General features: G+C 63.9%; 11 protein-coding genes. 4 read left to right on the top strand and 7 right to left on the bottom strand.

What is annotated here, in order from left to right; all coding sequences use genetic code 11:
* Positions 1–106 precede the first annotated feature (106 nt).
* The 4 genes from Q0139_RS14700 (at position 107) to hmgA (ending at position 5,267) form a co-directional block, all read left to right on the top strand.
* Positions 107–1,318: an acyl-CoA dehydrogenase gene (locus Q0139_RS14700; RefSeq protein ID WP_298023742.1), complete on the top strand. Its 1,212-nt coding sequence runs from the start codon at positions 107–109 to the stop codon at positions 1,316–1,318.
* Positions 1,318–2,505: a CaiB/BaiF CoA-transferase family protein gene (locus tag Q0139_RS14695; protein ID WP_298023739.1), complete on the top strand. Its 1,188-nt coding sequence runs from the start codon at positions 1,318–1,320 to the stop codon at positions 2,503–2,505. Before Q0139_RS14700 ends, Q0139_RS14695 begins: the two co-directional genes overlap by 1 nt.
* Before the next feature lie 201 nt (positions 2,506–2,706).
* Positions 2,707–3,780 carry a 4-hydroxyphenylpyruvate dioxygenase gene (hppD, locus tag Q0139_RS14690; RefSeq protein WP_298023736.1) on the top strand — a complete coding sequence of 358 codons (1,074 nt, stop codon included), beginning with the start codon at positions 2,707–2,709 and terminating at the stop codon, positions 3,778–3,780.
* 203 nt (positions 3,781–3,983) lie between these two features.
* The gene (hmgA, locus tag Q0139_RS14685; protein ID WP_298023733.1) at positions 3,984–5,267 is read left to right on the top strand and encodes a homogentisate 1,2-dioxygenase; all 1,284 of its coding nucleotides are present in this window, start codon (positions 3,984–3,986) and stop codon (positions 5,265–5,267) included.
* Positions 5,268–5,460: 193 nt separating this feature from the next.
* Here hmgA and Q0139_RS14680 read toward each other — a convergent pair whose 3' ends face one another.
* From Q0139_RS14680 to Q0139_RS14650, 7 genes are all read right to left on the bottom strand, one after another.
* Positions 5,461–8,487, bottom strand: coding sequence for a TonB-dependent receptor (locus Q0139_RS14680; RefSeq protein WP_298023730.1), 3,027 nt, complete (start codon positions 8,485–8,487; stop codon positions 5,461–5,463).
* Positions 8,488–8,630: 143 nt separating this feature from the next.
* Complete coding sequence (locus Q0139_RS14675) at positions 8,631–9,905, bottom strand: MFS transporter (protein WP_298023728.1); 1,275 nt, start codon at positions 9,903–9,905, stop codon at positions 8,631–8,633.
* A 95-nt stretch (positions 9,906–10,000) separates the two neighbouring features.
* Positions 10,001–11,074, bottom strand: a complete 1,074-nt coding sequence (locus Q0139_RS14670; protein WP_298023725.1) for an acyl-CoA dehydrogenase family protein — start codon at positions 11,072–11,074, stop codon at positions 10,001–10,003.
* A gap of 147 nt (positions 11,075–11,221) precedes the next feature.
* A complete protein-coding gene (locus Q0139_RS14665; protein ID WP_298023722.1) occupies positions 11,222–12,433 on the bottom strand; it encodes an acyl-CoA dehydrogenase family protein in 1,212 nt (403 codons plus the stop codon).
* 13 nt (positions 12,434–12,446) lie between these two features.
* Entirely contained in the window at positions 12,447–12,854 is a 408-nt protein-coding gene (locus Q0139_RS14660) for a Zn-ribbon domain-containing OB-fold protein (RefSeq protein ID WP_298023720.1), read from the bottom strand.
* Positions 12,851–14,008: a thiolase domain-containing protein gene (locus Q0139_RS14655; RefSeq protein ID WP_298023715.1), complete on the bottom strand. Its 1,158-nt coding sequence runs from the start codon at positions 14,006–14,008 to the stop codon at positions 12,851–12,853. Before Q0139_RS14655 ends, Q0139_RS14660 begins: the two co-directional genes overlap by 4 nt.
* On the bottom strand, positions 14,005–15,651 hold the full coding sequence (locus tag Q0139_RS14650; protein ID WP_298023712.1) for an AMP-binding protein: 1,647 nt from the start codon (positions 15,649–15,651) through the stop codon (positions 14,005–14,007). Before Q0139_RS14650 ends, Q0139_RS14655 begins: the two co-directional genes overlap by 4 nt.
* Position 15,652: the final 1 nt, after the last annotated feature.

Genomic DNA, 15,652 nt, shown 5'->3' with positions numbered 1-15,652 from the left:
TTGTGACGCGCATCACCGGATTTCACGACATCGCATGTCTCGCGAAGGCGAAAGCGCTGTGCTAAGCCCTACGCAACATTCCGAACCGATCCGAAAGACCCTGACAATGAACGTCGAAACCCCGGTCAAGCCGGCCAAATCCACCTCTTTCACCTATCGCTGGGACGATCCGTTCCTGCTCGAGGAGCAGCTCACCGACGAAGAGAAGATGGTCTACGAAACCGCGCGGAACTACGCGCAGGAAAAGCTGCTGCCGCGCGTGATTTCCGCGACGCGCGAGGAACGGTTCGACCGCGAGATCATGAATGAACTGGGCGAACTCGGACTGCTCGGCTGCACGATCGACGGCTATGGCTGCGCGGGCGTCTCCCATGTCGCCTACGGCCTTGTCGCGCGCGCGGTCGAGGCGGTCGATTCGGGCTATCGTTCGGCGATGAGCGTGCAGAGCTCGCTCGTCATGCACCCGATTCACGCCTATGGGACCGAGGCGCAGCGCGAGAAATACCTGCCCAAGCTCGCCACGGGCGAATGGGTCGGCTGCTTCGGCCTGACCGAGCCCGATGCCGGCTCCGACCCCGGCGGGATGAAGACGCGCGCGAAAGAGGTCGATGGCGGCTATTCGCTGACCGGTTCGAAAATGTGGATCTCCAACTCGCCGATCGCCGATGTCATGGTCGTCTGGGCGAAGGACGAGGGCGGCGTGATCCGGGGTTTCATCCTCGAAAAGGGAATGGACGGCCTTTCGGCGCCGAAGATCGAGGGCAAGATGAGCCTGCGCGCCTCGATCACCGGCGAGATCGTGATGGACGAGGTGTTCGTGCCCGAAGAGAACCTGCTGCCGGGTGCGCAGGGTCTCGGCGGCCCGTTCGGCTGCCTCAACAAGGCGCGCTTCGGCATCGCCTGGGGCGCGATGGGCGCGGCCGAAGATTGCTGGCACCGCGCCCGCAGCTACACGCTCGACCGGCAGCAATTCGGCCGCCCGCTTGCCGCGACGCAGCTCGTGCAGAAGAAGCTCGCCGATATGCAGACCGAGATCGCGCTAGGCCTCCACGCCGCGCTCGCCGTGGGCCGCAATATCGATGGCGGCACCTGGGCGCCGGAGATGATCAGCCTGATCAAGCGCAACAATTGCGGCAAGGCGCTCGATATCGCGCGGCAGGCGCGCGACATGCACGGCGGCAACGGCATCGCCGACGAATTCCACGTGATCCGGCACGCGATCAACCTGGAGACGGTGAACACGTACGAGGGCACGCACGACGTCCACGCGCTGATCCTGGGCCGGGCGATCACCGGTATCCAGGCCTTCACCGGCTGATGCGGCACGCACTATCGGGCGTCCGCGTCCTCGATCTCTCGCGCGTGCTCGCCGGGCCTTGGGCGACGCAGATGCTGGGCGATCTGGGTGCGGAGATCGTCAAGATCGAGAAGCCCGGCGCCGGAGACGACACGCGCGGCTGGGGGCCGCCCTGGCATGGCGAGGGCGAAAACCGCCGCGCCGGTTATTATCTCGCCGCCAACCGCAACAAGCATAGCGTGACCATCGACATGGCGAGGCCCGAGGGACAGGCGCTGATCCGCCGGCTGGCCGAGGACAGCGATATCGTCGTCGAGAATTTCAAGCTCGGCGGGCTCAGGAAATACGGCCTCGACTATGATAGCCTGAAAGCGATCAACCCGCGCCTGATCTATTGTTCGATTACCGGCTTCGGGCAGGACGGGCCCGACGCCGCCAAGCCCGGCTACGACCTGATGATCCAGGCGATGAGCGGCTTCATGTCGGTGACGGGCGAGAAGGACGGCCCGCCGCACCGGATGGGTGTCGCGATGGTCGACATGACCACGGGCATGAACGCCGCCGCCGCGATCCTGGCGGCGCTTTATCAGCGCGAGAAGACCGGTGAAGGCCAGCATATCGATATCGCGCTGTTCGACGTCGCGATGGCGGGGCTGGGCAATCAGGCGCTCAATTATCTGGTCTCGGGCACAGCGCCGGGGCGGACGGGCAACGCGCATCCCAATGTCGTGCCCTATCAGCCATTCGAAACCGCCGATGGCTGGATTATCGTCGCGGTCGGAAACGACGGGCAGTTCGCGCGGTTCGCGGCCCTGACCGGCCATGGCGAACTGGCGGAGGACGAGCGCTACCGCACCAATGCCGCGCGGGTCGAGAATCGCGACATGCTGATCCCGCCACTGGTTGAAGCGATAAAGACCAGGACGACCGCCGAATGGACCGAAGGCCTGATCGCGGCGAAGGTCCCTTACGGCCCGATCAACACGATCGCCGAGGCCTTTGCCGAGCCGCAGGCCCGCCATCGCGGCCTGTCCTACGAAACCGACGGCGTACCGCAGGTCGCGAGCCCGCTCCGCCTCGGTGCTTCGCCGCCGCCCGAAGGAAAGGCGCCGCCCGTGCTGGGCGAGGATACCGAGGCGGTGCTGGCCGAACGGCTCGGCCTGTCGACGGATGAGATCGAGAGATTGAGAGACGGCCGCGTCATATAATCCGGCGAACCTGACAAAGCCGCACATTCCTGCTATATATGCCACATGTTCCAAGCCCTCCCATCGACCGCATGGTGGACGATGCACCGGTTGAGCCGCTCGCTCGCCAGCTAGAGAGCCGCGCCCGCTGCGCGGGCGCAAAGCCGGAACCTCCCGGCCTTTCGAACTTTCTGGATATATCAAGATATTGGAACGAGCATCATGACCGAACAACGCGAAAACCCCATGGGCCTCGACGGCTTCGAATTCGTCGAATTTACCGGCCCCGATCCCGAAGCGCTCGCCTCGCTCTTCACGGCGATGGGCTTCACCCATATCGCCACGCACCGCAGCAAGAATGTCCGCCGCTATGTACAGGGCGACATCAACTTCATCCTCAACATGGAGCCACAAGGGCAGGTCGCCGATTTCCGCGAGGCGCACGGCCCCTCGGCCAACGCCATGGCCTTCCGCGTCGCCGATGCGAGCAAGGCGCTCAAACTGGCGGTCGAGAAAGGCGCGACGCCGGTCGAGGGCAAGGTCGGCCCGATGGAGCTCAACATCCCGGCGATCGAGGGGATTGGCGGCGCCAATCTCTACCTCGTCGACAAGCGCGGCGCGGCGACGATCTACGACATCGATTTCGAGCCGGTCGACGGCGCGAGCGCCGAAGACAATAGCGTCGGCCTGCACACGCTCGATCATCTGACGCACAATCTGATGCGCGGGCGGATGGATCACTGGGCGAGCTATTACGAGGACATCTTCAATTTCCGCGAGATCCGCTATTTCGATATCGAAGGACAGCAGACCGGCCTGCTCAGCCGCGCGATGACGGCGCCCGACGACAAGATCCGCATCCCGCTGAACGAGAGCCGCGACGATCATTCGCAGATCGAGGAGTTCATCAAGGACTATAAGGGCGAGGGCATCCAGCATCTCGCGCTCTCGACCGACGACATCTTCGCGACCGTCGATGCGCTGCGCGCGAACGGCATCCGTTTTCAGGACACGCCCGACACCTATTACGATATGATCGACGAGCGCCTGCCAGGCCATGGCCATTCGATCGAAGAGATGCGCAAGCGCCGCATCCTGATCGACGGTTCGCCCGAAACCGGCGAGGGCCTGCTGCTGCAGATCTTCACCGAGAACATGGTCGGCCCGATCTTCTTCGAGATCATCCAGCGCAAGGGCAATGAAGGCTTCGGCGAGGGCAATTTCAAGGCGCTGTTCGAAAGCATCGAAGCCGACCAGATCAAGCGCGGCGTGATTCCGGCGAAGCAAGAAGCGTAAACCCGATATCCCTCTCCCCTTGGGGGAGAGGGATGTGGAGACTTGGCAGCTTGCTGCCTAGTCGGAGCTGGGTGAGGGGTAGGCGGTCGCGAAGCGACCGCGCGGAGCGAAGCTCCGCTCACCCTCATCCAACTGCATCTAGCCAGCAAGCTGGCAAGATTTCGTATCCTTCTCCCATCAAGGGAGAAGGGAGGGGAAGATAAATGACCGATTATCTCACCGGTTTCGGAAACGAATTCGCCACCGAAGCTGTATCAGGCGCCCTGCCCGTTGGCCGCAACAGCCCGCAGCGCCCGGCCTTCGGCCTCTATGCCGAGCAATTCTCCGGCAGCGCGTTCACAGCGCCGCGCGGCGAGAACCGGCGCAGCTGGTTCTACCGGATGCGGCCGAGCGCCATGCATCCGCGTTTCGAGCCCTATTCAGGCAATAAGCGGCTCGAGACGGCGCCGATCGGCCGCGGCCCGTTCGAACCGAACCGGATGCGCTGGGACCCGTTCCCGCTGCCCGAGGCGCCGACCGACTGGGTCGACGGCCTCGTCACCTGGGCGGGCAATGGCGATGCGGCCGCGCTCACCGGCATCGGCATCCATTATTACGCCGCCAATGCCTCGATGGCGGACCGCGTCTTCTTCGATGCTGATGGCGAGCTGCTGATTGTGCCGCAACAGGGCGCGCTTCGCCTCGTGACCGAAATGGGCGTGCTCGACGTGCCGCCCAACCATGTCGCCGTTATCCCGCGCGGCCTGAAGTTTCGCGTCGAGATCGACGGGCCCGCGCGCGGCTATGTCTGCGAAAATTACGGCGCGCCCTTCCGCCTTCCCGATCTCGGGCCGATCGGCGCCAACGGCCTCGCCAATCCGCGCGACTTCGAAACGCCGGTGGCCGCCTATGAGGATATCGAACGCAAGACCGAGATCGTCCAGAAATTCGGCGGCGCGCTCTGGACGGCGAGCCTCGGACACTCGCCGCTCGACGTTGTCGCATGGCACGGCAACAACGCACCCTATCGCTATGATCTTGCGCGCTTCAACACCATCGGCTCGATCAGCTTCGACCATCCCGATCCATCGATCTTCACCGTGCTGACCTCGCCTTCCGAAACGCCGGGCACGGCCAATTGCGACTTCGTCATCTTCCCGCCGCGCTGGCTGGTCGGAGAGGACACGTTCCGCCCGCCCTGGTTCCATCGCAATATCATGAGCGAGTTCATGGGGCTGATCCACGGCGAATATGACGCCAAGACCGGCGGTTTCGCGCCGGGCGGGGCGAGCCTGCACAACTGTATGAACGCACACGGCCCCGACAAGGCTTCGACCGAGGCCGCGATGGCCACCGATCTGAAGCCGCAGAAGATCGACGGAACGATGGCTTTCATGTTCGAAAGCCGGTTGCCGATCCGGCCGACCAAGGCGGCGATGGAATCGCCCACGCTACAGGGCGACTATGACCGGTGTTGGGACGGTTTCGAGAAGGCGAAGCTGCCTTAGGGGGTTTTGATTGTCAGTCTCGACCTGACGGTCGAGCGCCGCACCGCCCCCCGACCTCCCACTCAGTGTATGCTCATGGGAGGTCGGGGGCCGGTGCGGCGATTTCGCGTCAGCGAAATTCTGACATACCAAAAACAGAAGGGCCCCGCCGCTTTATGCGGCGAGGCCCCCGCCCCCAGCTTGTCAGCTTGTCCTAGAAACCGACGCGCGCACCCAGCCGATAAACCCTGCCCAGCGGATTGCCGATGAACGGGTTGTAGCCCAGTTCGAGGCGAGCCGCCGACGGATCCTCGTTCGTAAAGTTCTCGATCGAGAATTGCAGCGTCGCATCCATGAACTGGAACGGCAGCTGGTAGCTCACATGGAAGTCGTGCTGCGTGTAGGACGGGATGTTGGCGGCGAAGTTGGTGCCGCCGAATTCCGGCGTCGAAGCGCAGGGATTGACCCCGACGCAACGATCGTCGGTCACACCGTCGATAAACTGCACCGAGTAGCGCAGGTTCAGACCGGAAACATTGTAGTTCACATAGCCATTGGCCCGCCATTGCGACACGGTGTTCGGATCGCGGAAGAAGTTCGCGAACCCGGCCGCCTCGTACCCGTCCTGCAGGTTGACGCCGCGGAAGATGAAGTCGTCGAATTCATATTCGAACACATGCGTCGCCTGACCGCCGATCGAGAACACGCCCGGCCCGAGATCGGTGGTATAATCAATGGCGAAGTCGAGGCCCGAGGTCTTCACCGCCGGCCCGTTCACCCAGTCGGTGCGGACGCGCGCGATATCGAGGCCCGTCGTCGTGCCCTGGACACAACCACCAGCAAAGGTGATGAGGTCGACCAGCGGGCTGGAGCAGTTCGCGAACTGCGTGCCGTTGGGTGATACGCCGCCGCTGGCCACGGCCGATGCAATCGCCTGGCCCGGCGTCGTCGTGATCCGGTCTTCGAAATCGAAATACCAGTAATCGACCGAGAAATGGAACCCGCCCCAATCGATCACCGCGCCGATATTGAAGGTGAAGGCCGTTTCCGGACCCAGATCGACCGGGTTGCCGAAGATATCGACCGCCTTGAAGTTGTTCTGGGCGGCCTGAATGCCGGCCAGCGAAGTCACCTGTGTCGGCGCCACCTGACCGGGCAGCGGGCCGCGGAAGGTCGTACCCACCGAGCCGCGAAGGACGAGCCAGTCCAGCGCTTCCCAGCGCAGCGAGGCTTTCGGGTTCACCGTCGATCCGACCGAACCACCATAGTCCTCGTAGCGAATGGCGCCGGTCAGTTCGAGCGTGTTGCCGATCGGCACGTTCACCTCGGCGAAGACGGCATGGACATCCTGGTTCAGCGACACCGGTCGGGTACCTCCGAGGAAAATGAACGGTCCCGCCCCTTCGGTGGCCGTGCCGACACAGCTCATGTCCCCCGGCGTCAGGCACGGGTTCTGATTGAGGTTCGACAGATCGTCGACGGGCCGGCTGTTGAAGGCGGTTTCACGATATTGTGCGCCGAAGGCGTAGGCCACCGGACCGCCCCCCAGATCGATCCCGGTCTCGCCCGAGAAGATCAGGTCGTAGATGAAGGATTCTTCGGTCTGGAAAGTGCCGTTGTCGACGAGCAACCAGTCGATCAGCGCCGGATCGTTGTCGTTGCCCGCAATATAACCCGGATTCACGCCGCCGGTGATGGGGTTGTTCGGGAAGCTGTTCGAGAAGGGATTGAAATACTGGCATCCGTTCTGGCCGGGCGTAATGCCGGTACAGTTCGGACCGCCAAACCCGCTCAACGCCATTTGCAGGCGCTGGCCGACGAAATCGGTGACGAAACGGTCGGCTGTCGATCGGATAAAGGTGCCGTAGCTCGACACACGGAAATTGTCGGCGATGTCCCAATCGAGACCGCCCGAGATCCGCCACGAATCGAGCCTCGCTTCGCCGAGCTGACCACCGCCCGTCAGCGGGTTGCCGCCATTGGCGAGCGGACGGAACAGCAGGACCGTCGAATAGCTGCCGAACAGATTGGCGAATGTGCCGGGCGTGAAGGGATCGGCCGCTGATCCCGTCAGCCCCGATTGAGCAATAAAGCCCGCATAGCCGGGGTTCGTGTCCGGCACGAAAAAGCGATTGACGCTGCCGGCGCCGGGCGGACCCTGAATCGGCGGAAAGGATGGCGAATAGCGCCCCGATTGCCGGGTCCGTGCCCAGAGCGCTTCGATATGACCGCTCAGATTGTCGGATAGGTCGACATCGAACTGGCCATAGGCCTGGTAGCGGTTCTGCCGCTCGACGAGATTGTCGAACGGCACATAGGTGAAGCGGCAGACTGGAAGGCCCGTACCGCCGGGTCCGGTACTGCCGAGCACGCCATTGGTCGCCTCGCATGTACCCACGGCCGAACCATCGAGTACCGGGGCCGCGAGCGGCGTTGTCGGCGATGCACCATTATAAGGCGTTGCGGGCCGCCCGAGACCGGGGAAATAGGTGCCCGGATTTCCAAGCGTCGAATAGCCCGACGGATTGTCTTGATATGGAACGTCGCGGATGAAGCTGCGCTCATAGGCGTTGAGCGGGGAGCGATGCTGATAGCCGAAGCCGGCGAGGAAGCTTGCATCGCCGAAATTCTGGCCGACCAATATGCTGGCATTATAGTCGTCGTTCGACCCATCGATGAATTCATAGTCACCGGCGATTTCGACACCTTCCCAGCCCACGCGTGTCACGAAGTTCGCCACGCCCGCGATCGCGTCGGACCCGTAGGTCGCGGCGGCGCCGTCTTTGAGAAGCTCGATTCGGTCGAGCGCGAAGATGGGGATGAAGTTGGTATCGACGAAACCATCGCCCGGCGACGTAATCGTCCGGCGTCCGTTGAGCAGGACGAGCGTGCGCGTCGAGCCGAGGCCGCGCAGGTTGATCGAGCCAGCGCCCTGGAAACCCTGCGATGCCGTCGAAAACTGATTGGTGTCGCCCAGAACGGCGCCAACCGACGGCAGGTCCTTGATGAAGTCGAGCGGCGAGTTGACGCCCTCCTGTGCCAGATCCTCCGACGAAAAGACGTCGACGGGAAGCGCGGCGTCTTCCGGGGTGCCGCGGATGAACGAGCCGGTGACGACGATTTGCGGACCGGTTGCTGTTTGGGCACCCGATTCGACCTGGGCATGGGCCCCCGCCATAGGAATACCCATAGCAGCAGCGATCGCGGCCGACGCCGCGCAAGCGCGATAACGCATTTTCATGTGATGTCTCTCCCTTAGGGGCCGCCGCTCTGCTGGAGGCGTGCCCTTGGGTGCATAATGGCTAAATTGGTGTGGGCGTCAAGCCGCTCCGTGCACGGTTCGATTTGAGCAGCATTTTGGCAACAGTTGACGTTGACGTAACGTCAGCGCGTACGCGGCTCCCGCACCATGAACGCGGTGATCAGAAGCGCCGCAAGAAGGAAGGCGATCGAAATGAAGAACAGCGGCAAATAGCCGAAACCCCAGGCGATCACGCCGCCGGCCAGGGGGCCTATCGTGGCCATCGAGGTTTCCGCCGTCGTCGACATGGCAAGCCGCATCGGCAGATCGTCGCGGCTGCCGAATTCGAGAATGATCGTCGACGAGCTCATCATATAGCCCGACATCGACGCACCGATTCCGAAAAAGGCGAGATAGATCGGCACAGCACCCTGCGCGACGATCAGCAGCACCAGCGCGATCATCCAGATCAGGATCGATACGATGAAGGTGAGCCGGTAGCCCTGCCGGTCCCCCAGATGACCCCAGATCAGATTGGAGAGCGTGTCGGCACCGAGAAAGGCAAGCGTCAGCATCCCGATCGCGGTGCCGTCCATATCCATCTTGTCGGCGGCATAGAGGATGCAGAACGGCGTCGATATCCGGGCGGCAACGACGAGTAGCTGCGCGATCAGGAAGTTTCGATAGTCGCGATCGCCGAGCAGTTCGGGGAAATCGCGCAACCGTTCGCGCATCGAAACGCGCGGCCGGATCGTCGGCGGCTCGGGTTCGCGCATGAAACGCCAGAGCACGTAGAGACCGATGCTGGTGAGAATGAAGGAGAGCAGGAAGGTCGTCGCATAGCCGTTGCCGAGTACATTGTGCGTGATGAAATAGGCGCCGGCGAAATAGGAGAGCAGCGCGGCGACAGCGCCGCCGGCAATGTTGCGATAAGCCTGAAGCCGTCCGCGCCGTTCGATCGGGATCACCTTGGCGAGCAGCATCTGGAACGCGACGCGCTGCTGTCCCATGAAAAAGCCGAGGCAGAACAGGAAGAAGAAGGTCGCGAAGATCAGCAGGCTGCCGGTCAGGAAATAGCCGGCAAGCGCGAGAAGCAGGATCTGCACGCGCATCGCCGCGCCGATGCGGATCGCGACGGGCAGCACGCGCTTGCGGTGCTCGACATTCGATGCGCTGATCATGGGCGACAGCACCGCGCCCATCTGCTGTAGCGACTGGCCGAGACCGACCAGGAAATTCGAGCCCGTGATCAGGAAGAGATAGGCCGGCAGGAAAGTCGGCGCCATCATGATGCGAAAGCCGGTCATGCCCAGCATGCCGTGCGAGAAATGCGCGATGTAATTGGCGCGCAAATTCTCGTTCACGAAGGCGTCGTACTCGGCCTCCTGTTCGGCGAGGGAGGGGGCGTTATCGGCCATCCGCTCTCACGTGCTCCTGCGAAGGCAGGAGCCCAGGGCGGCAAGCGGTGTCGCCCGAGGTCCTGGGCTCCCGCCTTCGCGGGAGCACTGGTTGATCAATAGCCGCTCAGCTGGGCAAACCGCTCGCGGTGGAAGCTCGCATTGCCCCACTGGTTCTCCAGGATGCGCGCGCGCTTGATGTAGAAGCCCGCATCATGCTCGTCGGTCATGCCGATGCCGCCATGCAGCTGGATCATCTCGCGGCTGACGAGGTTGAGCGTGTCGTTCGCCGTCGCCTTCGCCGTGCTGACGGCCTGGGCGACGCCCATGCCGCTGTCGATCGCCTGCAGCGCGCCCTCGACCGAAGAGCGCATCAGCTCGATCTCGGCGAACATGTTCGCCATGCGATGTTGCAACGCCTGGAAGCTCGCCAGCACCTGGCCGAACTGGACGCGCTGCTTGAGATAATCGAGTGTCGTCTCGAAGGCCTGCACCGCCATTCCGAGCATCTCGGCGCACGCAATGGCGCGGGCGCGGTCGAGCACCTGATCGGTGAGGTCATCCCCGCCGCCTTCAAGCTTTTCGGCCGCAACGCCCTCGAAGGTCACCTGCGCATGGCTGCGATGATCGGTCATGGTGCGCGAGGCGCGACTCACGCCGCCGTCGCTGCCGTCCACGAGATAAAGCCCGTCCGTCGCCGCGACGACGAACAGCCCGGCGCTGTCGCCCTCGGGCACGAACTCCTTGGTGCCGCTCAGTTTGCCGCCCGATAGGCTCGTTTCGATCTTGTCGGGACGGTGGTGCGGCCCTTCGTCGATGGCCAGCGTGCCGACGACTTCGCCGCTCGCGAGCTTGGGCAGCCACGCCTCTTTCTGCGCGTCGGACCCGCCGAGGATGATCGCCGAAGCTGCCGCCGCGCTGGCGCCCAGCGGTGAGGCGTTGAGATTGCGGCCCAGTTCCTCGAGCACGAGGCCAAGGCTCAGCCAGCCGAAATCGCTGCCGCCATAGGCTTCGGGGATGATGATCCCGGCCCAGCCCATTTCCGCCTGCTCGCCCCAGGCCGTTACGTCATATCCTTCGGCGGGCGCATCGTTGCGCATCTTGCGGAAAGCGGAAACCGGCGATTTCTCGTTCGACCAGTCGCGCGCCATGTCGCGGAGCATCGTCTGTTCTTCGTTCAGCGCTGCCATTTATTCATCTCCCTCTCCCCTTCAGGGGAGAGGGCCGGGGAGAGGGGGCGTCCACCGACCCAAGGTTTCAACTGTTCGGGAGACTGCCCCTCTCCCTTCGCCGCTACGCGGCTCTTCCCTCTCCCCTGAAGGGGAGAGGGCGTTTCGCTATTGGTGGTCCTGCATGCCCAGAATTCGCTTCGCCACGATGTTGTTCTGGATCTCGAAGCTGCCGCCATAGACCGACACCGCCTTGCCCCAGAGCCAGGCGCGCGTTGCCGCGAGTTCGGCGGGTTCGAAGCCTTCGCCTTCCCAACCGAGCCCGTTCATCCCCATGATCTCGAGCACCAGCTCGGCGCGTTCCTGGGTGATCTTGCCACCGACATTCTTCATGATCGAAGTCGCCGCGGTCGGCCCCTGATTGCCCTTCGCCTCTTCGGAGGCGCGGCGCAGCGTGTTCATGAAGTTGCGCTGGAGCATCTCGAACTTGATAATCTTGTCGCGCAACTCCTTGTCGGCGATTTCGCCATTGTCGTTGACGCCGCGATACTGCTTGGCCTGATCGGAAAGCGAACCGCCCGAGAACATCCGCGCCGCCGCGCCGCCGCCGCCCGACAGGCTCGAACGTTCATGCTGCAGCAGGCGCTTGCCGATCGTCCAGCCCTCTCCCTCGGCCCCGACGAGGTTTTCCTTCGGCACCTTCACATCGGTGAAGAAAGTTTCGCAGAACGGCGACGCGCCCGAGATCAGCCGGATCGGCCGCGTCTCGACGCCGGGATCGTTCATGTCGATGAGCATGAAGCTGATACCCTTGTGCTTCTCGCTCTTGTCGGTGCGGACGAGGCAGAAGCATTTGTCAGCCCATTGGCCGCCGCTGGTCCAGGTCTTCTGGCCGTTGACGAGATAATGGTCGCCCTTGTCCTCACCGAAGGTCTGGAGCGAGGCGAGGTCGGATCCCGCGCCCGGCTCCGAATAGCCCTGGCACCAGCGGATCTCGCCCTTGCAGATCGGCGGGATATGCTCCTGCTTCTGTTCCTCGGTGCCATATTCGAGCAGCGTCGGGCCGAACATCATGACGCCCATGCCGCCGATCGGATTATAGGCGCCGATCCGGTTCATTTCCTCGGTCAGGATGCGCGCCTGTTTCGGCGTCAGCCCGCCGCCGCCATATTTTTCCGGCCAGGTCGGAACGCCCCAGCCCTTTTCGCCCATCGCCTCGCGCCACTGCCTCTGCACCGGCGTTTCGGCGGTCGGGCCGTCGACGCCTGCCATGGCATTGCCCTGGTTCTTCAGCTCTTCGGGAAAATTCTCGGCGAGCCAGGCGCGCGCTTCCTCGCGAAAGGCTTCGTTCTCGTCGATCGTTTCAGCGGCAGTGGCCATGATCTCTCTCCATTCAGCTAGCTTGCGGGGCCGGTCGGAACATCGGAACGGGCGGTGCATCGCCGCCGGTTTCCGTAAACGTCAAGCACACACGCCCGCCAATGGCAAGCGAGTCAGGATCGGCATCGATGATATTGGTCAGCATGCGCGGACCTTCGTCAAGTTGGACATAGGCGATGGTGTAGGGCCCGGTCGGCGAGCGGCGCATGATCGAGAAGCTGTAGACCGAGCCCGCACCCTTCGATTTCTCCCAAGCCGTATCGGCGGAGTGGCAAAAGGGGCAGATCGCACGCGGCGGATAATGCGCTTCGCCGCATCCGCCGCATCGCTTGATCAGCAGCTTGCCCTCGCGCGCCGCGTCCCAGAAGGGCTGTGTCTCGGGTGTCGCTTCGGGCTGTGCCAGTTTGCGCGTTTCGTTCATGCCGCGCGCTCCATGATCAGGGTCGCGGCGCCGTGGCGGATGCCGAGCGAGCCGCCGATCCCGGTCGCCAGCGCAAGGTCGCAATTGGGCACCTGCACCGCCGGATGCGCCTCGCCGCGCAGCTGCCGCACCGCCTCGATCACCTTGGTCATGCCGCCTCTGTTGGTCGGGTGGTTGTTGCAGAGGCCGCCGCCATCGGTGTTGAAGGGCAGCTTGCCGCTCCCCGAAATCAAATTGCCGTCGGTGACGAACGCACCGCCCTTCCCCTTCTCGCAAAAGCCGAGATCCTCGATCTGCATCAGCACGGTGATCGTGAAGCTGTCGTAGATCGAGGCATATTTGATATCGGCAGGCGTCACCCCGGCCTCGGCAAAGGCCGCCGGCCCGGACTTCGCGGCAGCGCTGTAGGTCAGATCGACCTTGCCGCCATTCTGCCCCTTCACCGCCTCGCCCGCACCGAGGATTTTCACCGCCGGCCGGTCGAGCGATTTCATCACCTCGGGCGCGACGACGACGAGCGCGCCGCCGCCGTCCGACACCACACAGCAATCGAGCCGGTGGAGCGGATCGGAGATCATCGGCGATTGAAGCACGTCCTCGACCGTCACGACGTCGCGCAACATCGCATGTTCGTTATATTGCGCGTGCTGGCTCGCCGCGACCTTGATCCAGGCGAGCTGTTCGGACGTTGTCCCAAACTCATGTATGTGCCGCATCGCGGCCATCCCATAGGTGTTGTGCGTCGATCCGCCGCACCAGGCCTCGAACGGTCCTTCGAAGCTGTTCGGACGCGGCCAGCGCACCTGCTCCGAACGCGGCCGCCCGGCGAGCGTGATCAGCGCGACCGTGCACTTGCCCATCGCGATCGCCTGCGCGGCATGGCTCACATGCAGGATATAGGACGATCCGCCCGTCTCGGTGCTGTCGATATGCGAGAGGCCGGTCAGCCCCAGATAGTCGGCCATCGACAGCCCGCCGAACCCCGGCGCATCGCCGGAGCAGAAATAGCCGTCGACATCGTCGAGGCTCAGCCCCGCATCGGCCAGCGCCCCCATCGCGCATTCGGCATGAAGCTGCGGCGTCGACACGTCCGGCGCCTTGCGCAGCGGATGTTCGAACGCACCGGCAATATACGCCTTGCCCTTGATGCTCACGCGGCTTGCTCTCCCACCGCATCGAGCGCGATTTGCTTGACCGCCTTGTAATCGAGCTTGCCATTGGGCGCCCGGCCGACGCTGTCGACGAAGACGAAATCGCGCGGGGTCTTATAGTCGGCAAGCTGCCCGCGCACCCAGTCGGCCAGTTCCTGTTCGGCGGGCCGCGCCGCACCAGAGCGCAATTCGACGACAGCGCAGATGCGTTCGCCCCAGCGCGGATCGGGAAGGCCGGTCACGGCGACGTCGTTGACCGCTTCATGCCTGCGCAGCGCCTCCTCCACCTCTTCGGGAAAGACCTTCTCGCCGCCGGTATTGATGCACTGCGAACCGCGGCCCAGGATTTCGAGGCTGCCGTCCGCATGCACGATCGCCCAGTCGCCCGGGATGCACCAGCGCTCGCCCTCGATCACGGGGAAGGTCTTCGCGGTCTTCTCCTCGTCCTTGTAATATCCGATCGGATTGATGCCGCCGACCGCGAGTAGCCCCTTCTCGCCCGACCCCGGTTCGACGCGGCGATGGTCCTCGGTGAAGACCGAACACGTCTCGCCGATCTCGAACCGCGCGGTCTGCGTCTCGCCCTGCGCATTGGTGACCGACATTCCCATGCCGAGCGCCTCGGACGAGCTGTAGGCGTCCATCAGGTTGACGTTGGGCATGTGCTTGATCAGCCCCAGCTTGGTCTCGCGCGTCCACATCGCGCCCGAGGACGTCATCAGCAGCACGCCCGTCATGTCCCAGCGTTCGGGCTCGGCCTCGAGCGCATCGAGGATCGGCCGGGCGAACGGTTCGCCGACGATCGTCATCCGCGTCGCCTTGTGCTGCTGCGCCATGTCGAGCAGCCCTTCGGCAGAGAATTTCGCGTCGGGGAGCAGCAGCACCGTGCCGCCCGCGACCAGCGCGGCCATCGCCGTCAGCAGCCCGGTTCCGTGCATCAGCGGCGGCGCGATCAGCGAGCGCGATTTGAACACCGCGGCGGCGGCGCGCGGCCCGGCATCTTCGGGCTTTTCGAGCGGCGGAACGCCGAGCAGCGGATTGGCGCCGTAATTTCCCTTGGCGATCAGGTCCGACAGCCGCCACATCACGCCCTTGGGCATTCCGGTGGTGCCGCCGGTATAGATCATCAGCATGTCGTCGTTCGACCGGCCCCAGGGCGCCTCGAACGGCCGGGCATCGGGCGTTTTCGCGATCGCGTCTTCCCAGCGCGCGGCCCAGTCAGGGCAATCGCTGTCGGCGCCGACCGCGATCCAGCATTTCACCCGGTCGAGCGATCCGCGCACTTCCTCGATCGTTCCGGCATAGCGCGCATCGAAGACGACCGCCTCGGCATCCGAATTGTCGATCAGATATTCAAGCTCGCCCGATGTGTAGCGATAGTTGATGTTGATCGGCGTCAGCGCCGCCTTGATCGCGGCATTATAGGTCGTCATGTACTCCGGCCGGTTCGGCATATAGGCGGCGACCGTCGCATGCCGCCCCAGCCCCGCCTCGACGAGATACGCGGCCAGCGCATCGCCCTGCCGGTCGAACTCCGCCCAGCTCAGATGTTCGTCGCCCTGGATGAACGCATCCGCATCGGGCTGCGCGGCGGCGATCGATTCCCAGATCGCGGCGTAGGTCCAGGTGAGGTTGGGGTCGGTCATC

Origin of the sequence: uncultured Parasphingopyxis sp. (genome assembly GCF_937129435.1) — a bacterium.
GTDB lineage: Bacteria > Pseudomonadota > Alphaproteobacteria > Sphingomonadales > Sphingomonadaceae > Parasphingopyxis.
This window is presented reverse-complemented; position numbering and strand designations above follow the sequence as displayed.